This window comes from Butyrivibrio sp. FCS006 (assembly GCF_000424525.1).
GTDB lineage: Bacteria > Bacillota > Clostridia > Lachnospirales > Lachnospiraceae > Butyrivibrio.
Genome location: NZ_AUKB01000008.1, coordinates 121,975 through 141,869, shown reverse-complemented (window position 1 = coordinate 141,869; position 19,895 = coordinate 121,975). Strand labels below are relative to the sequence as shown.

Annotated in this window: 20 protein-coding genes; 3 read left to right on the top strand and 17 right to left on the bottom strand. The window is 41.9% G+C overall.

Annotated elements, in window-relative coordinates; all coding sequences use genetic code 11:
• Positions 1-28: 28 nt before the first annotated feature.
• The 10 genes from G633_RS0100645 to G633_RS0100600 all read right to left on the bottom strand — a co-directional run bounded on the left by G633_RS0100645 (position 29) and on the right by G633_RS0100600 (position 7,137).
• Entirely contained in the window at positions 29-523 is a 495-nt protein-coding gene (locus tag G633_RS0100645) for a kinase (RefSeq protein WP_026518793.1), read from the bottom strand.
• Positions 524-1,057: 534 nt separating this feature from the next.
• On the bottom strand, positions 1,058-1,936 hold the full coding sequence (locus tag G633_RS0100640) for an alpha/beta fold hydrolase (protein ID WP_196804208.1): 879 nt from the start codon (positions 1,934-1,936) through the stop codon (positions 1,058-1,060).
• A gap of 99 nt (positions 1,937-2,035) precedes the next feature.
• The gene (locus G633_RS20040; RefSeq protein WP_196804207.1) at positions 2,036-2,815 is read right to left on the bottom strand and encodes a GNAT family N-acetyltransferase; all 780 of its coding nucleotides are present in this window, start codon (positions 2,813-2,815) and stop codon (positions 2,036-2,038) included.
• 31 nt (positions 2,816-2,846) lie between these two features.
• Entirely contained in the window at positions 2,847-3,320 is a 474-nt protein-coding gene (locus G633_RS0100630) for a GNAT family N-acetyltransferase (RefSeq protein WP_026518791.1), read from the bottom strand.
• A gap of 3 nt (positions 3,321-3,323) precedes the next feature.
• Entirely contained in the window at positions 3,324-3,803 is a 480-nt protein-coding gene (locus tag G633_RS0100625) for a GNAT family N-acetyltransferase (RefSeq protein WP_026518790.1), read from the bottom strand.
• Positions 3,804-4,147: 344 nt separating this feature from the next.
• On the bottom strand, positions 4,148-4,513 hold the full coding sequence (locus G633_RS0100620) for an ACT domain-containing protein (RefSeq protein WP_026518789.1): 366 nt from the start codon (positions 4,511-4,513) through the stop codon (positions 4,148-4,150).
• A gap of 41 nt (positions 4,514-4,554) precedes the next feature.
• Complete coding sequence (locus tag G633_RS0100615) at positions 4,555-5,583, bottom strand: NAD-dependent epimerase/dehydratase family protein (protein WP_026518788.1); 1,029 nt, start codon at positions 5,581-5,583, stop codon at positions 4,555-4,557.
• 48 nt (positions 5,584-5,631) lie between these two features.
• A complete protein-coding gene (locus G633_RS0100610; protein WP_022767321.1) occupies positions 5,632-5,961 on the bottom strand; it encodes a branched-chain amino acid transporter permease in 330 nt (109 codons plus the stop codon).
• Complete coding sequence (locus G633_RS0100605; protein WP_026518787.1) at positions 5,954-6,670, bottom strand: AzlC family ABC transporter permease; 717 nt, start codon at positions 6,668-6,670, stop codon at positions 5,954-5,956. Before G633_RS0100605 ends, G633_RS0100610 begins: the two co-directional genes overlap by 8 nt.
• Positions 6,671-6,678: 8 nt before the next feature.
• The gene (locus tag G633_RS0100600; protein WP_026518786.1) at positions 6,679-7,137 is read right to left on the bottom strand and encodes a C-GCAxxG-C-C family protein; all 459 of its coding nucleotides are present in this window, start codon (positions 7,135-7,137) and stop codon (positions 6,679-6,681) included.
• Between the two features lie 136 nt (positions 7,138-7,273).
• On the opposite strand from G633_RS0100600, the gene G633_RS0100595 reads away from it, so the two are divergent.
• Positions 7,274-8,659: a TrkH family potassium uptake protein gene (locus G633_RS0100595; RefSeq protein WP_026518785.1), complete on the top strand. Its 1,386-nt coding sequence runs from the start codon at positions 7,274-7,276 to the stop codon at positions 8,657-8,659.
• An 11-nt stretch (positions 8,660-8,670) separates the two neighbouring features.
• The gene (locus G633_RS0100590; RefSeq protein ID WP_026518784.1) at positions 8,671-9,312 is read left to right on the top strand and encodes a potassium channel family protein; all 642 of its coding nucleotides are present in this window, start codon (positions 8,671-8,673) and stop codon (positions 9,310-9,312) included.
• Positions 9,313-9,332: 20 nt separating this feature from the next.
• Here G633_RS0100590 and G633_RS0100585 read toward each other — a convergent pair whose 3' ends face one another.
• The 7 genes from G633_RS0100585 to G633_RS0100555 all read right to left on the bottom strand — a co-directional run bounded on the left by G633_RS0100585 (position 9,333) and on the right by G633_RS0100555 (position 18,569).
• Positions 9,333-9,770, bottom strand: a complete 438-nt coding sequence (locus tag G633_RS0100585; RefSeq protein ID WP_026518783.1) for a hypothetical protein — start codon at positions 9,768-9,770, stop codon at positions 9,333-9,335.
• 2 nt (positions 9,771-9,772) lie between these two features.
• Positions 9,773-10,207 (bottom strand): LytTR family DNA-binding domain-containing protein, encoded by a 435-nt coding sequence (locus G633_RS0100580; RefSeq protein ID WP_026518782.1) that lies wholly within the window; start codon positions 10,205-10,207, stop codon positions 9,773-9,775.
• Between the two features lie 12 nt (positions 10,208-10,219).
• Positions 10,220-11,140 (bottom strand): ABC transporter permease, encoded by a 921-nt coding sequence (locus G633_RS0100575; protein ID WP_026518781.1) that lies wholly within the window; start codon positions 11,138-11,140, stop codon positions 10,220-10,222.
• Positions 11,133-12,053, bottom strand: coding sequence for an ABC transporter ATP-binding protein (locus tag G633_RS0100570; RefSeq protein WP_026518780.1), 921 nt, complete (start codon positions 12,051-12,053; stop codon positions 11,133-11,135). Before G633_RS0100570 ends, G633_RS0100575 begins: the two co-directional genes overlap by 8 nt.
• A gap of 119 nt (positions 12,054-12,172) precedes the next feature.
• On the bottom strand, positions 12,173-14,722 hold the full coding sequence (locus tag G633_RS16885) for an alpha-L-rhamnosidase (protein WP_051199831.1): 2,550 nt from the start codon (positions 14,720-14,722) through the stop codon (positions 12,173-12,175).
• A 9-nt stretch (positions 14,723-14,731) separates the two neighbouring features.
• Positions 14,732-17,167, bottom strand: coding sequence for a glycoside hydrolase family 3 protein (locus G633_RS0100560; RefSeq protein WP_026518779.1), 2,436 nt, complete (start codon positions 17,165-17,167; stop codon positions 14,732-14,734).
• Positions 17,168-17,177: 10 nt separating this feature from the next.
• Positions 17,178-18,569, bottom strand: a complete 1,392-nt coding sequence (locus tag G633_RS0100555; protein WP_022767332.1) for an MFS transporter — start codon at positions 18,567-18,569, stop codon at positions 17,178-17,180.
• 186 nt (positions 18,570-18,755) lie between these two features.
• Between G633_RS0100555 and G633_RS0100550 the strand changes: the two genes are divergently transcribed.
• The gene (locus G633_RS0100550) at positions 18,756-19,895 is read left to right on the top strand and encodes a helix-turn-helix domain-containing protein (RefSeq protein ID WP_207638093.1); all 1,140 of its coding nucleotides are present in this window, start codon (positions 18,756-18,758) and stop codon (positions 19,893-19,895) included.

Genomic DNA, 19,895 nt, shown 5'->3' with positions numbered 1-19,895 from the left:
ATCATTTACCTTCAATCGCAGTTTATCATCAATTACATACTTTGGAATATATTTCGTTTACAATCTCATCCTTGCTCTTGTCTTCAGTGATGGTAGTTTCTTTTATAAGGTCCAGATAATCCTTTTCTTTCCACCACTTGCGCATCTCATCCGCACCAAACTCAGCTGCTTTGGATCTGGTATTATGCCGTCTAACGGTTTCTTCAAAAGAGATATCGAAATAATACGCATATATGTCAGAACCATACAGTTCGATTGCAGCTTCAAACAGCTCTTGATACCAGTCTGCAATAAATATCCCTTCCAATATGACCACTTCGCAGTGTTCACTTCCGTATTCAAGCATCTGCTTTATCAGTGGCAATGCAGGCGGATCTGTTCCATCCCTCTCTTTGAGCACTTCTCTTCTGATCATATCCTGTGACAGGACCATAGTGCCTCGTCCAAAAAGTTCCTGCAGCGCCTTAGCCACCGTTGTTTTGCCGCTTCCGGAGTTTCCGCGAAGCATGATCAATTTATGCATATTCGTACCTCACGCCCTCCTTGGGCACATAAAATTCCGAGATAACTTATCATCCGTAATTAAATCTCTTATTCGTTAATTTAGCAAATTTGCAAAAAATGACTAGAGTACAGTATTTTGCATGCTTTAGTCACTTGAATCAGACAATTTGCACTTTCAATTTGAAGAAAATTTGACTAAATCAGCTGAAATCCATCACCTGAGTCACTCAAGCATCATTAGAAGCTCCAAAAAGAGTGACTAACGTAGTGAATTATTGATGGTTTAGTCAAAAATTTAAAATATTCCAATGTATGCCTTATAGAAGAAAAAATATAGCTATAGGGCATACATTTTGGTGCCAGTGAAGGTTTTCCATACGCAATGTATGCCTTTGATAGATAAAACGAGCTACTTAAGGCATACAAATGCAAATCAAAGATCAATAATATTAGAAAAAATATGCCTTCAGAAAACAAAAACACCTTGTTAAGGCATATTTCTAAATTCCGCCCCGCGCTTTGTCATCGTACATAATCCTGGAATTTATATTCATTACGAGTTCATAAGAAATTCTATCGTCCGTTTACATACATCTGCCATAGTTTCATCTGACGGCAAATGCTTGCTATCTATTTCTATTGTAGTAATCGGTCCAGCAAAGATTTCTCTGGCCTTTCCGAATACTCTGCCTGCCGGAAAAAAGATATCCTTTTCCGACGCGATAATCAGAAGCGGAGCCTTAAACGATATCATTTCGCTCTTCTTATATTCCCTGGGTGGTCTCATTTCCATCTTGTATGAGGACATCATGATATCGAAGAATTCTCTCCATACCTGATCCCCTTTTCCTCCCATGGACTCAATCACTGCATCAAGTGTTTTCCCGGAAGGACTAAAATAGTATTTCATAAACGGGACGACCATCTTGCCCATCATAGGCAGGATAGAGCCATGTGCTATTCCTGACGGAACCAAAAGCAATGCGCTTCTGACATTCTCCGGATACATCTTGGCAAATGAAAGAAACATAGCTGAACTGTAGGAAGATACAACAAAGGATATTCGTTCTTCTTTGTAATGATCCAGCACTTCCTTGATCCACTGCCCATACTCATCCTTCTTGCTGCTTATGTTCCTATACGGATCACTTTTCCCGGGCATCCCGATCACATCCGGTGCAATGATACAGTATTCCTCCAGCAACGGAAGAAATAGTTTCAGATTCAATGTTGTGATCCCGTTTCCTCCATGTATTGTACATATTCTTGGCTTTTCAGGATCACCAACGAGAAGGCAATGGGTTTTGCCGAATGATGTATCAAAATAATCTTCCGAATATGGTACATCAAGAGATGCAAGGGTCTTATCGTAGAACTCATGCATCTTCTTCATGCTGTCTTCATTTTTGTATACGAACTTCCCAGTCTTCACATTGCTCATACTGTCCATTCTGTCCAATCTATGTGGTTGTACTTCATTACTTCATCAGCCTTTTTCATTCCGATCTTCTCATAAAAACCTACAGCATCCTCATTGGCAATCAAGATATACGGCTATATCCTTTTCACCACCGGCAATTTCATGTGCAGTCTTCATGAGCCTTGTGGCGATGCCTTGCCTCTCATAATTCCTGTCTACACCAAGGTCTGTCACATACAACCAATAGCAGAAATCTGTAAGTCCAAACAAAGCCCCAACAATAAGCCCTTCATCATTACGCGCAATCAGACTGATGGAAACATTCTTAACAAGCTTCCTGATTCGTTCTTCAAAACGCTCTTTTGGATATTGTGACCCCAAATCGGTTCTCTTTAAAAAATCAACATATTCTTCAGCAGTAATGCGTTCTTCCGTAATATGAATCTCATCTTTCTTCATCAAATATCTGTTGCCGTCATCACGAAAAATCTTATAGCCAAGCCTTTCATATAATCGAAATGCATCAGTATTAGATTTTTCAACATGAAAAAGAATGTGCTGTATGCCAATTTCCTGTGCATAGGCCTCTGCATCGTGGATCAAAGAACTGCCGATACCTTGACTGCGATATTTCTCTGTGACAGACAAATCATCAAGGTAAAGATAATCCATTTCATCCTCCCGATGAACTTCCACAGCTAAATATGCAACAACCTCATTATCTTCAGCTACAAAAAGCACATCCTCTCCATTTGTCCAGTATCTGTCCAAATAGCCGGATTCGTAACCCTCCACATCTTCTGTATGATAAATTGTCTTTAGCATCTCTATAAACAATTCACGAATTCTCTGTTCATCTTCCGGAATTGCTTTCCTGATCCTATACCCCATTTCCCCTCCTGCGATAGTAAGCTTTACTGGATCACCACAGCAGCATACGCATTAATACTGTTCCTTCATTGTTCTCAAGTTCCTCAAAACCCATCTTCTTGTAAAGAGCATAACCTATGCTCATAACTTCAGGTTTTGTAGTAAATCTAACCTCTTTGAAATGAAGTTTTCTGCATTTATCAAGCATTGCATTAAGCATATGCCTTGCAAATCCATTCCCTCTATATTCGGGTTTTATATACAATCTCTTAGCCTCTGCACACTCATTATCTATCTTCTTTATGGCTATTGTTGCAACAGGCTCATTCGCCTCATAGCCCAACAATAACGCTCCATCTTTATAAAAGCCTTCCAGATCAGATAACTCTTTATCAAGTGAAACGAAGCAAGCTTCCGCCCCTTTTATTTTTGAATATTCAAGGATCAGCTCTTTTGCCGCCTCATAATCATCACATTCTCTTATTTCAATCATCTCTCCACCTTCTTTTAAAACCGGATAATTCATAATTTAAAGTTCATGATAATAAGGACAGATATTCTCGTAGTGTCCATCCTTCATTCGAAAACCTCCCGGTATGGTTCCGAGCTGCAAAAAGCCCAGGCGCTCATACAGATGCCTTGCATGGATATTGCTCTCAACAACTGCATTGAATTGAAGAACTCGAAATCCAAGTTCTTTTCCCTTATTTAGGCAGTTCAAAACCAATTGCTCTCCAATATGTCTGCCACGTGCATCTGACGATACAGCATAGCTTGCATTACAAATATGCCCACATCTGCCAACATTATTCGGATGCAGTATATATAAGCCAACTATCCGGCCATCATCTTCTGCTACACCGGTATAGCTCTGTGACTCAAAGAACTCTTTTCCTGAGGCAGAATCAAGGAATTCTTCCTGTGGAAATGCTATTCCATCTTCGACAACCTCATTCCAGATGTCTATCATCTGCTGAAGGTCTTTTTCATCATATTTCCGAATTATCATTTAAATGCACCTCGTCAGTATTTGTTCAATTTATCGTTCTATCCTTTTCCCCTTCAGGAAATCCATTCTGACAAAAGCCTTTCCATTGGGAAGCGGGATCCTTGCTTGAAATTTGGTAAATTTGCAAAAATGACTAGAATAGAGTATTTTGCATGCTTTAGTCACTTGAATCAGTCTTTTTTCAACTTCAAACTAATGAAAAAATGACTAAGTCAACCGAAACCTATCACTATAGTCACTTAAGCATCATAAGAATGTTCAAAAAGAGTGACTAATTAGCAGAACCATCGATGGTTTAGTTAAAATATTGTTCACGAACTCAGTAATATGCATTTCTGTATCGTTCATATGATAGAATACCCTTCAACCTCCAATATACTTAACGCCCTGTCAAAGTTTTCTTCTTTTACCAGAACGTAATCGGTGTTGTAAGTTGATACAGCAAAAATGCTAATCTTATGGTCTGCAAGGATCCCGGATATTTTAGCCAGTATACCAACCAGTGAAAAATCCAGTGTTCCCTGAATGCGAAACCCTCTCCATCCATCATCGCGTTCTATCGTATCTGACGGAGTATTTTCCGTAACGCACACCAGCGACAGTTCTTCATCTGTCTTACCGATGAAATAGATCTCTGAATCCATATCTATGTCAGATATATCTTTCACTTTACAAACAGTTAATCTATGCGGAATTTTCTTGAGTTCCATTTTCTTCCCCCATCAGCTTCATTGGTTCTTTAAGCGCCAAATCACTTCCCAACCTCTTTTTTAGCCCTTTCCATGGCCTCTATAACTTTGTCGCAAAAGAGGTCGAATTCAGGATCTTCCTCATATTCATCAGGATGTGCAAGAACATAGTCAAGAGCCATGCGAACGCCTTTGTGGAAAGGAATATTTGTTGTCATCTGAGGTACGAGCCTTTTCAGCTTCGAATTATCAAAGACGACAGAGACTGCCTTATCGCCAAGGAGTCCACCTCTGAAATCATATCCAAAGCCCTCTCCCACATCGCTCAAAAACTCTGAAGACACATGATAGGGTTTAAGCTCTACGCCCAGAGCATCAGCAATTGTCTTGTATATTTGATCCCATGTCAGTATCTCATCTCCGGTGATTTGGAATGCTTCACCGATTGCATGCCTGTTACCCATAAGGCCTGTAAAGCCGATGGCAAAGTCGCTGTTAAAGGTAAGCGCCCAAAGAGATGATCCGTCACCCTGAATAATTACGCGCTTTCCCTCCTGCATACGTCTTATTACCTGATAGAAGCCCTTGTTACCATGTACTCCCAGCGGAATATGTCTCTCATCATAGGTATGGCTGGGCCTTACTATGGTTACAGGAAAACCTTCTTCTCGATATTTCTTTAAAAGAAATTCTTCACAGGCAATCTTGTTTCTCGAATACTCCCAGTATGGATTAGCAAGGGTTGTCCCTTCTGTGATCACATAAGAAGCCGCCGGTTTATTGTATGCGGAAGCTGAACTTATAAAGATATACTGATTTGTCTTTTTATTAAAAAGTCTGTAATCGCGCTCCACTGCTGCCACATCAAATGCAATAAAGTCGCTCACAACATCAAATGTCATGCCCTCAAGTTTACGGCTTACATCTTCTTCATCATTTATGTCCGCAGTTATCTGCTTAACCGACGCAGGAACTTCGCTCTTCCTGTTTCCCCTGTTTAAAAGATATACCTCCCACTGAGGATCCTGTGCCAGTCTCTTAACTATTCCCATGCTTATTGTGCCTGTTCCGCCGATAAAAAGAGCTCTCATGTTATTCCCTCCGTTTGCTTTAATTAACTATACCCACTAGCATTCCTGCTAAAACACAACCTGAACCAAAAACATGTATAACACTGTTCCGACAACTACGCTTAAGATGGAATTTCTTTTCCACAAATACGACCCAATTACAACAGCCATAGCTATGATCTCAGGAAGTGCATGTGGCGCTGAGGTAAAAGAAATATCCCTAAGGCAATACACAATAAGAAGCCCCATGGCCGTGTACGGTACTGTCCTTCCCAAGTACATGATGTAATCAGGAACCTTCTCTCCTCTCCCGAATATAAGCACAGGAACTATCCTTGTAGCCAGGGTTACAAGTCCCATGATCACGATAATTATCAATGCATGTCTGTAATCAACCATTGTGCACCTCCTCCGGCTCAATCTTCCCCCTTGCCAGTGTCAGTGTTCCAATGATTATGATCATCGCCGGGATCAGGAAAAGATCTGTTCCAAATACTATCCTGCAAAGAAGTGTAGTCCCAAGTCCCAGTATTGCCGGAATGTGGTTCTTGGCATCAATCCATTGCTGAACAAATACTGTTGTGAAAAGAGCTGTCATCGAAAAATCAATTCCCGTCGAATCAAAGTTTAAATATGTTCCCATCACTCCGCCGAGGAAAGAACCAATAACCCATGATGACTGATCAAAAAGTGTAACAAGAAGTCTGTGTCCGCTTCTGTTAACGCCTTCAGGACATGCGTCGCTGCTGAGCATCGCATAGGTCTCATCGCAGAGTGCGTAGTAGAGATACCATTTTCTTTTTCCTTCCCTTCGGTATCTTCCGATCATGGATATGCTGAAAAAGGCATGTCTTGCAGATACCATAAATGCTGTTAATGCAGCCATGATAAAAGAGCCTGCGCCAAGCATTGATACGCTTACGAACTGAACGGTTCCACTGAATATGACAATTCCCGACAGCACAGACCACAGAGGTCCGAAGCCGTGCTTTTCCATGAGTATCCCATATCCGCTTCCCAATACCAGGAAAGTTACCATTATGGGAAAAGAGGTCTTCAGCGCTGCCTTAACTTCCTTCCCCGTTATTCTAAATTCCTCAGTTTCCATGTGATCATTCACTCTCCGATTTCATTCTCTTTTATAAACTGATCAAGGATTTCAGCAGCATCTCCTATGATTTCCGGACATGGACGTTTCTTGTAGTACTCTGCTGTCCTTGCTTCCGGGACAGGCACGTCGTGTCGTACATTAAGCCCCAAAAGTTCTCTGCACACAATCGATCCGTGTTGCTCCTCAAATCTGTGAGCCAGCTCCTGTATCCTCGCGTAGTGATTTGCCTTCACCTGTCCTGTCTCCGGTCCATCGTACCCATATAAAAGTCCTGCCACCATGAACATTCCGCTGACAGATCCGCAAACCTCTCTCAGTCTTCCCATTCCGCCGCCGAAGGATGACGACATTTTTAAAAGACTTTTCTCATCAATATCAAGCATATCTGCAAAAGCCAAAACAATTGACTGCGAGCAGTTATATCCCTTCATGAAATTAGCCATTGCTGCTTCTCTTCTTGTCATACCAAAATCTCCTGAATAAACCCTGTATTTACTGCTTTCCATAAAAAAACAGCTTACTTCATTATACACAATCTAAATTGACATTGTACCGCCTATTTGGTACAACAAAGCAATAGGGTATATACAGGAGAAAAGTATGAAAAAAAGAAGCGCCAGCTTAAGACGCATACTAATAACCCCGGAACGTTTCATTCCGGTGAGTTTTCTTATAACGATCATCATAGGAACACTTCTTCTCATGCTTCCTATATCAAGTGCTTCAGGAAAAGAGACAGGTGTTTTGACTGCACTGTTTACCGCGACAACATCCGTTTGTGTCACGGGACTTGTAGTTGTTGACACTTACGCGCATTGGAGTTTCTTCGGACAGCTCGTAATTCTTTTACTTGTTCAGATTGGAGGACTTGGAGTTGTATCTGTAGGCTCCATGCTTCTTCTTGTAAGTAAAAAGAAATTTTCCCTGGGCGACAGGGTTCTTTTGGGCGATGCTCTCAATGTAGATTTAAACCATGGTCTTTTAGGCTTCCTTATCCGAATATTCAAAGGAGTCTTTACCGTAGAAGGTATCGCTGCAGTTCTTTACGCGATCATGTTCATTCCCAGATACGGTTTTGGAAAAGGTCTCTGGTCCGCAATATTCCAGTCAGTTTCAGCCTTCTGTAACGCAGGTATGGATGTTGTCGGTCCAAACAGCATGATAGAATTCAGGGACTCCTATTTCCTGATGAGTCTCACAATGCTGCTTATCATACTTGGTGGACTTGGCTTCGTTGTATGGTTTGACGTTATCGACGGCATCAAAAAGGGAATCAAAAATCATCTCAGTCCTATTGTGACCTTAAGACATCTGCCCGAGCACACAAAACTGGTGCTGTGGGCGACCATAATCCTTATACTGACAGGAACCGGCGTTGTTCTGGCTGCTGAATACAACAATCCCGAAACCATAGGCAACATGAGCCTGTCTTACAAGATTTTGAACAGTATGTTCCAGTCAGTCACCTTCAGAACCGCAGGATTTGCATCCGTGCCTCAGGAGAGCCTGACAGAAATCTCCTGTTCCATCGGCTACATCCTCATGTTCATAGGTGGCTCACCTGTCGGAACAGCAGGCGGTGTAAAGACCGTTACAGCTTTCCTTGTTCTTATGAACGCCTTCTCTTACATAGGTGGCAAACAAGAAACAGTCGTATTCCACAGAAAAGTCTCAACTGAGCTTATGCGAAAGGCTGCTGCCATCGTAACCGTCAGTTTATCATTTGTAATCCTTATGACGCTGCTGCTCCTTGCCTGCGAAGACATTCCGCTGACCGATGCTCTGTACGAGATCACAAGCGCCCTCGGAACAGTGGGACTTACAAGAGGCTTAACGCCGCACCTTGGCGACTACTCAAGAATAATCGTTATCATTTCAATGTATCTTGGAAGAATCGGTCCTATCTCAATGGCATTTTTCTTTGCCAGAGAGGCAGGGATCAAAAATAGGATCAGTCATTCCGAAGGAATGTTCTACGTAGGTTAGGAGGAATAATCATGGGAAAATCAGTTGCAGTACTTGGACTTGGAAAATACGGAAAGAGCCTTGCAGAAAATCTATATATGATGGGCGCCGATGTGCTTGCCGTTGATAAAGATAAAGAGCTTATCAATGAATTTGCAGGAAAATGCACTTCCGCAGTGTGTGCAAACCTTGAGAACGAAGACGAGGTGGAAGCCCTGGGCCTTAAGAACATGGATATTGTTGTTTGTGCTACAGGTAACCTTGCTGCTGCCATCATGAGCGTTGCAGTTGCAAAAGAAAAAGGCGTTCCCCTTATAGTTGCAAAAACCTCCTCTGACAGGATGTCATCTATTCTACTGAAGATCGGTGTAGATAAGATTCTTGATCCCGAGGGAGAAGGTGGTATGCGCTCTGCTCGTATCCTGCTTTCAAAGTCCTTTAAGGATTTCCTTGAAATCGACAGCAACATGTATATTGTCGAGATGTATGTAAAAGATGAGTGGGTTGGTAAAAACCTGATTGAACTGGAGCTTCGCAAAAAGCACAGAATGAATGTCATTGCTGTTCGCAAAAAGGACCAGAAATGGGGCTTCAGCTCACCCAACGAACCACTTGAAAAAGATATGGTTCTCCTTATCGCCATGGAGAAAAAGGATGTAAATAAGTGGCACTGATATCAGCTGCCACTTTTTTCTTACTCTTCGTCTCTTATCTTATCAAGTGCATCGCCTATAATCTTATCGTCATGTAAAAAAACAAGCCTTGTTCCCACCCAGGTACCGGCATAGATAATGACATAGATCACGGAAGTTAAGATAAATCCGAAGGTTCCGCGATACCAGTAAAAGAGATATCCAAATCCCATAATAAGCGCATATAGCAAGATGAAATGCGCTATGAGCTTAATATAGTATTTAACCGGTGACTCATCTTTGTCATCACCTGCATCAGACAAAAGAAATACTGTTACCAGGCTGCAAAAGAAACTCGCAAGCACGATAGATCCCGGAATGTACCATGGAAATCCCGTATCTGTACCTCTGAAGGCCAAAAGCCCCAGAACACTTATATAACACAGGACCATGAAGCTGACCATCATTGTCTGTTCAAAAATAAGCTTTAGTTTATTCATACTTATAACCCCAATTTCTTCTTAAGCTCTTTTACATAACTTCTTGAGATAACCACCACTTCGCCGTTTAAGAGTTCGGCACGCATCCTGGCGTTGCTCTCCGTCTTAACGCTTCTTATCTTACGGAGATTGCAGATCATTGACTTGGAGCACCGAAAGAACCTGAAGTCAAGATTCTGCTCAATCTCATAGAGTCTGCACCTCATATCAAGGCACGCATCCTTGGTATAAGCAAAGCACTTGTCATCAACGCTTTCAAAATAATAGATCTGGGATAATCTGCAAGGAACTTTCTCGCCATCCCGGTAGCCCACTATTATCTGTTCCCCATTTTCCAAAAGCCCTATTGCAGTGTCGATGGAAGATGTGCGCTCGTATGCATTTATTACTGCGCCTTCGCTCTCCTCCTGCGAAATCTTATTGAATGTTACCCTCAAAACTTTTCCCCTTTACTTTCTGCCAAAAACTGCAGGATATACCACTCTCAAAACTCCGATAAATATGACTGTACTAATTATCACGTAAACCCAGGTCAGATTCAATGTCCAAATTTCACCACCTACTACAGTGTTATAAGAAAATACATCAAGCATTGCTTTCATGAAAGCGCCGTTATCAAGACCACCGATGCACTCATCCATGTGACGAAGGATCCCACCTGTAAGGTAGTTTCTGATAAGTACTGTGATTCCTGTTGCAGGAACAAGATTGCATACATTCTGAATTCCCTTGTTAAACTGTGAAAGAGGCATGTAAGCTCCGATCACAAAACCTGATACTGCTGATAAGATTCCCATAAAAGCACCGCAGGTACCCATGCTCTTAAAGAACATCATAACTACCATGAATACAGATGTTGATGATACCGTTCCAAGGAAAACTGCGCCAACGAGCTTAGCAATATCAAGTGCTGTCAGATACATATCTCCGCTCATGCTAAGGATTCCGATTCCAACTGCCAGAACTACCATTGCCTGCATGAAAGCTGAAATAACTGCTGCGCAGAAGTAAGAAAGAATAATCACAAATCTCTTAACAGGTGTTGAAAGCATATCCAGATCAACTCTGTCCTCTCTGTCCCTGACTATGATCTCAAGTGCATTGTAAGGAATGGTTATAAGAGCTGAGCTGATGATACCTGTAAGAAGAAGTCCGTTAACAAACTGCTCCATGTCTTTTGCTGCTACCAGGTTCTCAAGCCCTGTTGCTGCATCCTTAAGGGATGACAGAAGGCTGTTCTTTAAGAAAAGAATGTAAAGAAGAAGTATGATCATTGGTGTGAGCATTGAGAAAAACAGTGTTCCTTTATCTGTAAAGAATACCAGCATATTTCTTTTTGTAAGTCCTAAGAATCCTCTAAGTTTAGCCATTTACGTTCACCATTTCCTTTCCTGTAAGTGTTAAGAATACGTCGTCCATTGTGCCTTTTATAATTTCAAAATCCTTGATAATTCCTTTGTTCTTCCAGATAAATTCTGTAATGCCTTCATTCATGGATATGTTGTAGTGATCAACTTCGTATCTGAACTTTGAGCTTCCTGCATGCTGTATCAACTTGCTGCTTTCTTCACTCTCATCGGTGTACCAGATAAGCTTTTTGCTTGTGTATCTGCTCTTAAGCTCTGCCGGTGTTCCCTCTGCAATTATGTTTCCTTTGTCCATGATCACCACGTTTTCTGCTTCCGCTGTCTCCTCCATGTAATGTGTTGTTAGGAAGATTGTGAGGTTATCATGTTTTCTCAGGTAATTGATGTAGTCCCAGACCATCTTTCTTGACATCGGATCCAGTCCGGTAGTGGGCTCATCCAGGAACAGAATGCTTGGTTTGTGTAAAAGAGCTCTCGCAATATCTATTCGTCTCTTCTGACCACCTGAGAGCTTTTCGTATTTCCTGTTCCAGATGTCTCCAAGATTGAACTCTTCCCAAAGGCCTTCAAGCCTTTTCATGATTTCTTTCTTGTCGTATCCGTAATATGCTCCTCTGGTCATGAGATTCTGTTTAACTGTGAGCTTTCCGTCCAGTACTGAGTTCTGAAATACGATTCCGATCTCTTTTCTTATATTGTCATCATCTCTTCCAAGTTCATGTCCCATCACGTATGCATTTCCGCTTGTCTTTGGAAGGATAGTGCTCAGCATATTTATTGTTGTTGACTTTCCAGCTCCGTTCTCTCCAAGGAATGCAAACAGCTCGCCCTGATTAACTGAGAAGGATATATTATTTACTGCTGTGAAGTCACCATATTTCTTTTGGAGGTTATTTACTTCGATTGCCTTTTTCATTTCGTTCCCCTTTTCTTTATTTGTTGTTTCCTTGCTTCTGAACTGATAATACATGATTTTTCGCACAAAAAAAGCGCAACTGCGGTGAGTTGCACTTTTCATTCGGTGAAATGCAAAAGCTATTCAATTTTTATATCAGCCGTAGTGTTTGGTGGAACGACTATGTCATATTTGTACTTGCCATCTTCCTGAAGGCTCCATGCGCATGACACAGTTCCGTATATGCTGTCATAGCTAAAGGATGCTCGTGTGAAATGTCCTCCGGGCCTTGGTGCAATGACAAAATGATTTTCTCCATCCACCTTAACGCCGCACATCTCAGAGAATATCCATTCGCAGACTGCTCCCTTTGAATAGTGATTAAGAGATGCTATTCCGCCGCCAAGTCCATTGTCAGATGTGGGTCCGTTCCAGTCTTCCCAGATAGTGGTTGCTCCGATCTTCGGCATATAGAGCCATCCCGGTTTTTCTTCATTTTCCAGAAGCTTATATGCGAAGCTTAAATCAATCTGCTGAAGAACATACAGAATAAGGGGCGTTGATAAAAAGCCTGTTCCGACTCTCCAGCCGTATTCATCAAGGGCCTTTATTAGTCTTCTCTTAGCATACCCTTTCTGGGTCTCATTCAAAAGATCAAAGTACAGCGGGCGAACAAGGCGAGCCTGTCTGTTTGTATCAAGAGAGAACTCACTGTTTTCAATCAGCTCCTGATAAGCTCTCTTGCAGCCTTCAGAATACTCCTGATACTCCTTTGCATCCTGCTCTTTTCCAAGAGCCTTTGCAATCTCACTCATAAGCCCTAAAACATAACTTGTGTATGCTGTTGCTTCTTCAGGTTTGGATTTTGAAAAGTCTTTAAAAGACGATTTGTGAACATCGGAAGGCTCTGCCCATTCGCCGTAATGTTGTCCTACATTGTAGAGATATTTACTGTTTTCCTTTGATATCTTGACTTTCTCAGACATAAGAGCTGAGCGCTTACCAAGGCGTCCGATAGCAAATGATGCGTACTTTTTCATGTTGTCATAGTACTTTTCAATAAAAGAAATATCGCCGTATTTCTTCCACAGTCTGTAGGGGATCATGACACCCGCATCAGCCCAGCCTACAGAACCGTCCATGGATTTCATGTAAAAGTCCGTTCCGCCCTCAGGTGCTATCTGTGTAAAAGCGCCGTTCTTACGCTGAAGGTCACAAAGATCTTTTTCATACTTATCAGCAAAAGGTGCATAGTTCACCATATAGCTTGCTGTATTTACAAATATCTGAGCATCTCCGGACCAGCCATGACGCTCTCTTGTAGGGCAGTCTGTAGGAAGATCGGCAGAGTTGTTCTTAAGAGACCAAAGAGTATTCTCAACGAACTTATTAAGAAGTTCATTTGAACTGTCAAAAGAGAATGTGGTCTCAAAATCGGAATAAACAGCAATAGCTGTAATATCCTCCGGACGTATCTCCACATCACTTTCAACAAGGACATACTGGAATCCGAAAATGGCAAATCTGGTCTTGTAATAATTTTCTCCGTCTTTACAGAAATACTCTATCTGCTGAAGCGGAGTCACAAAGTCCTTCTTTACACACTGGATATTAGCCTGGGTAAACTCTCCGTTCTCATCGAGCTTTTCTCCAAATCTCATAAAGATTCTCTGGTCAGCTTTTGCGTTCACTTTAAACTCGATATATCCGGCAATATTTTGTCCGAAGTCAAAGACCTTTTTGCCCCCGGGAGTAATGATGAGTTTTGGGTTTGTAAATCTTTCATGCTCAGTAAGAGCAAAGTTGTCTGAAGCGGTTGGAATCACATTATGCTTTGCAGCCTTTGCTTTTTTCCACACCGCTTTCGAAAAGTCTTCTCTTGTGGCATCGAAAATCTCACCGTCTTTGTTGTCGGCAAATCTGATTGGGCCGTCATTTGTCCATTCAAATTTTTCATCAGAGCAGAGTCTCTTTTTGCTTCCATCAGAAAAATAGACCTCAATCTGTACAAGAAGTTTTGTCTCATTGCCATAGAAGTTCTTTAGTCCCCAGGCTCCGACACTTCCTCTGTACCATCCATCAGCCAGCATAAAAAACAGATCATTGATGCCGGTCCTTATCATAGAGGTAATATCAACTGTCTGGTACTGAACTCTTTTTCTGTAATCTGTGTGTCCCGGTGCAAGGCAGAAGTTTCCGATCTTTTTACCATTTAACTGACCTTCATACAGACCACAGGCAGACATATACGCTCTGGCCTTTTTTACCTCTTTTCCGGATTCCACATTAAAGCTCATTCTGAAGCAGTCTACAGGGTATCTCATCTTTCTTTTTACAAAATAATTACCTGTAATCCATGTAGCCTTCCAGTCGCTCTCATCAATAAGCCCAAGCTCAAAAGTAGCTTCTTCGCTTGGCTCTCCCTTATTGCCTTCTTCATCCCAAAGCTCAACGCTCCAGTTTATTCTCTGTCTGCTCTTTAAGTCTTCTCCACCCCAGGGAATAAGATGCATCCTTGAGGAATCTGTCTTCTCTGAGTCCCATACAACATTTCCGTCATCATCTTTTGCTATGATCCTGTATGCTGTCTGCTCTTTGCCACCCTCGCAGACCCAGCTAAGTCTTGGTCTTGTGTAATCTATTCCGATAGGATTGGTTAAGTACTCTGTTTTTAGTCTGATTGCTTTCATAGCTTACCTTCACTCTGCACTATAGAATTCATCGATAGTTCTTATCAGTCTGCTTGCGTTAATTTCAAGCTGTTTTCTTGAAAGTGTGCCATCCTTAAGTGCTGTAAGAACTCTCTCATAGTCTTTCTTTGTTCCCGGCATAAACAGCTCTCCGCCGGCCTTAGCTACTTCATTAGAAAGAGCGTTGCGATAAACAGACTTTTTACTTGTCATAACCTCCATTACCCAGTCTGTCATCACTATTCCCTTAAATCCGAATTCAGCTCTGAGGACATCCTCTATAAGTCCTCTGTGCTCGGAAGTATGTGTGCCATTGAGCAGGTTGTAGCTGGTCATGACTGCCTTGGGCTGAGATTTCCTGACGCAGATATCAAAGCCCCTGAGGTATATCTCTCTCATTGCTCTTTCGCTCACCTGAGAGTTATTGCAGTAGCGATTAGTCTCTGCATTATTGGCAGCGTAGTGTTTTATTGTAGTACCGCATCCCTTGTGCTTTTGCACGCCTCTGGTTATGGCTGCTGCCACTTCACCTGATACAAGCGGATCTTCCGAATAGTATTCAAAGTTTCTTCCGCAAAGGATGCTTCTGTGGATGTTAAGAGCAGGTGCAAGCCAGAGATGTACTCCAAACCTCTCCATCTCCTCTCCGACAATATCTCCAAGTGCCTCTGCCAGTTCTGTATTAAAGCTCTGAGCGATAGCTGTACCGATAGGAATCATGGTTGCCGAATGCTCTTTAATAACGGCATTCTTTGGAACTTTCTTTCCGCCCACGATCAGCTTAGCTATAAAAGCTGTTACCGGCCCCATCATCTCAAGCATGCTCTCAGGCATCATACCGTTATTTCCGGCAGAATACTGATTTCCGCCATCTTCGTAATACTTAAGTGAAATCCTGATCCCCGCAGGGCCATCGGCCATGATAAGAGGCTTTATTCCTTTACTCACAAGTTGTGATGTTGTTTCACCCGCAGCTCCTGCAAGATGTGTCGCAGCATTGCCGATAATACTGAGTCCTTTTGCATTCGGATCAAAGTTTCCAATCTGCATGTAAGAAAGCTCTTCATCCGTCAGGTTCTTTATCCTTGGGTCTACAGGAGCCTCGTTGTCAAAAGAGACTTCTCTTTTCTCAAAGTCATCGGCAGTAAGTGTGATGGCTGTGATACCTTCAGGAATTGATTCCGGCTTAAAATGCTCAGACTTTATGTCTGTAAAGTCAGGCTTTCCAAGACAATTCCTGTTCTTTAGAGTTGTAACCGTTTCTTCCAAAGTAGCAACTGCAGCAATTTTTGTATCCACTGAGCTGTTGCCTACCCTGATCACATATCTGCCCTTCTCAAGAACATAGCTTTCAGATTCCTCATCATAGGAAGCAAAATCAGAAAGCCTGAATGATATCTCAAGCTTACATTCTGATCCGCTATCAAGAAGCGAAGTCTTAGCATAGCCTACTAGCTGCTGATATGGCTGATCAAGCTTATCCTCAGGGACTGAGAGATAAAGCTGCACAACCTCTTTTCCGGCGCAGCTTCCTGTATTCTTGACAAGCACCTCACATGTAAAGGTATCCTTCTTAGCCTTTACGCCCAATACCTTAGTCTCAAATGTTGTATAAGACAGCCCAAATCCAAACGGGAACAGAGATGTCTTTTTAAAGGTATCAAAGTAGCGATAGCCCACATAAATACCCTCTTTGTAGCGATTATCATTCCAGTCGCCAAAGGTTCCCTCCGCCGAATACTCTTTAAATTCCGCCCAGGTTGTTGTGAGCTTACCTGAAGGATTCTGTTTTCCAAGAAGGATATCCGCAAGTATAGCTCCGCAGTCAGTTCCAAGCTGGGATAAAAGGAGGATGTCTTTTACCTCCATTACAGGTGAAAGATCTACTACACCTCCGACATTTAAAACAAGTATGAACCTGTCATACATTTTATTCAGAAGAAGGATGTCACGGATCTCAGACTTTGACAGCTTTACATCGCCTTCTAAAACCTCTCTGTCGCTTCCCTCTCCGGAATTTCTGCTGACAACATATACGGCTGTATCGCATACCTTTGTGATCTCAAGATTGTGGTCAGGCTCCTTCATGGTCTTACCCATGGAATACATGATCGCATTCTCATGCTTTGCCTTTGCCTGCGCCTTAAGTTCCTTAAAGAACTGCTTTTTTGCCTGCTTTCTTACCTCATCATAGGCATCAAGCCAGCTCTTTGAAGCGATAATGAATCCTGCCCGTTCAAGTCCCTGCTCTATTGTGAAAGTCTCTTTTGAATTAACCTCTCCCGAACCTGTACCGCCCTTTATGGTGTAGCGAAGTCCGGCGCCGTAAGCTGCAATCTTACCTGATTTTTCTAAAGGAAACTGTCCGCTCTTTTTAAGAAGAACTGTGCACTCCGCTGCATTACTGAGTACAAATGATAATCTGCCTTCGCCTTTTCTTTCCATAGTTATCTCCTTACTTTCTTGCAGCTATCTCTTTCTGAATTTCGGGAAGTCTTTTTTCCAGATCAAATCGCATAGCAAAAGCAAACAATACGATGAACAGAATAAGAGGAATATAGATGCTGAATGTATATATAGCCTGAATAACAGCAGGTGAAACAGTTGTTGCAAGCCCGTCGTAAGCTGCAAGGCCAAGGCACCATCCAATTATTGAAGCGCCGATACCCGATCCAACCTTATTACCAAAGCTGCATGCGCTCTGGGCTGTAGCAACCATTCTTCTGCCATACTTATATTCATTATAATCAATAGCCATGGCAGACATAACCCCCATGAGGCACATCATTGGAATGTTTGCGAAAGTGCCGAAACATGAAAGAGTGGTGTTATAAATAAAATGAGTAGGGTTAAAGAGTCTTAAAGCTGTGCCGATTGCTCCGATCAGGAATGAAACTCTGAGTGTCTTTGTAACTCCGAGTTTTTTAGACATCGGACCAACAGCTACAAAACCAAGGATAGTAGGTATCATGCCAATTGCGCCCTGAATAGCAACCAGGTTATCGTCACCGTATATCCACTTGCAGTAATATGTTCCTGACGCACCACTTATTCCATAAGAGATATTAGCGCAGAAATTCATGATCAGGATCATTACCCAGTACTTATTTCCAAAAAGAGATTTGAGCGCTTCTCCAAAAGGTACCGGAATCTCATCATCATGTATATCTTCAGCCTGTACTCCCTCGCCGACTGCTGTTTCTTTTGCCTTCAGGTAACAAATGATAAGAGCAAGTGCAATAAACAGTCCGAAGACAGCTCCCATCTTGATCCATGCACTCTGATTACCGCCAAGAGCATTGGTGATAGGAATTACAGCTACTGCAATTATCATGCCCGATACATATCCGGAAGCTGCTCTCCATATTCCCATGGTTCCTCGCTCTTCCTGGCTGTTGGTTCTGACAACCAGTATAGATGAATACGGTATGCATATGGCTGTATAAATAACTGCTGAGAGCAAAACATTTGTTATAAGCAGGTATCCAATCTGCATTGTCTCTCCCCAGCCTTTTGGAACCGTAAAGAGAGAAATGATAACAAGAGCAGCAGGTATTGCCATCCTCAGTATCCATGGTCTGTACTTCTCTTTTCCGGGGGCTGTATGATCAACAATGTTCCCCATAAAAATATCTGTAAATGCATCGATCACCTTACAAATAAGAAGCATTGTTGCTATTGCACCGGCAGCAATTCCCACCTTATCTGTGTAAAAGTATGTGAGCTGACCAACAAGTCCGGAAATAATGTTCAGCGAAAACTGTCCCAAACTATCAGCAAAATAGTCACCGGTACGCATAACTTTCTGTACACCATATTTGTCCAACCCTAATGGTTTCTTTGACATAATTTTTTCCTCCGTTTTACATAAATAGCTCTTATGTTGACATTATAAGATTGGAGATAATAGAATTATTGTAGATATGTGAATATTATTGTAACTATGTTGCAAATTTGATTGTGCGGTAAATATATGAAAAACAATATCAAATACGTTATAAACACATTGCAGATAATCTATAACTCCACATTTATGCCGATCCACTTATTTGAGAACGGTAAGTGCATCAGCTCAATTCCGGTTTCCGAACTTCCTGAGGATTTTATAATCACATACAGAAACAGTCTCGTTCTGGGCAAAAAATCTTTACATTATTTTTCTACAAAAGAATTCTTACTTGTGGGAATTATAAAAAGTGATACAAATGATCTGGATATCGTTATGGGTCCTGTATCCACTACAGCTTTGTCTGAAGCAGACATTGACTCGCTGATAGCAAGCTACTCTCTGCCGGTTGATTACAAAGAACAGATTCGGGATTTTTACGACAGGACTCCTCGTTTTACCATGTCGCAGTTTCTGAATATAATGACTCTTATCAATAAAGAATTAAATGGAAATATAATCGATGTTTTCGAGTATTTTGGTTTTACCGATAAGGCAAAAAAACAGAGCGTCGGAAAACATCATTCCCACGCTCTCATAGAAAACAAAGAACAGTCGCAGTTCCACGACACCTATTTTTTTGAGCAGCAATACTATGGCTACATAGAAAGAGGAGACCTTGACGGTCTTCAGCATTTCATTCAGCAAGTACCCTCTTTTACAGAAGGACGTACCTCAAACGATTCACTGCGTCAGGCAAAAAACATTTTCATTTCGACCACTGCAATAATAACCCGTCGGGCAATAGCCGGCGGCCTTGATATCGAAACAGCTTATCAGCTTTCCGATTCCTATATCCAGGAGGCTGAAAAAATGTCCGATCAGGCTTCAATCCTGGCTCTAAACGCAACTGCTGCAATTGACTTTACAAGCCGCGTGGCAGAAGCCAGGATACCAAAAGGCATGCCCGAGGACATCTATCTCGCAATCCAGTTTATTGCAAACCACGTTAATCAAAACATTTCAGTTGAAGATATTGCTAAGCATTTAAACATGGACAGAACCACCCTGTCCAAAAAGTTTAAAAGAGCACTTGGCTTTAATATCAGCTCTTACATCATGCGACGTAAACTGGAAGAAGCAAAGAGTCTTCTCACCTACACTGACAAGACCATCAGCGAGATCAGTGAGTATCTATGCTTCTCTACACAGAGTTACTTTCAGAACGTTTTTAAAGCCAAATACGGCATGACGCCAAAGGAATACAGGAAGAATCAGAAGAAATAA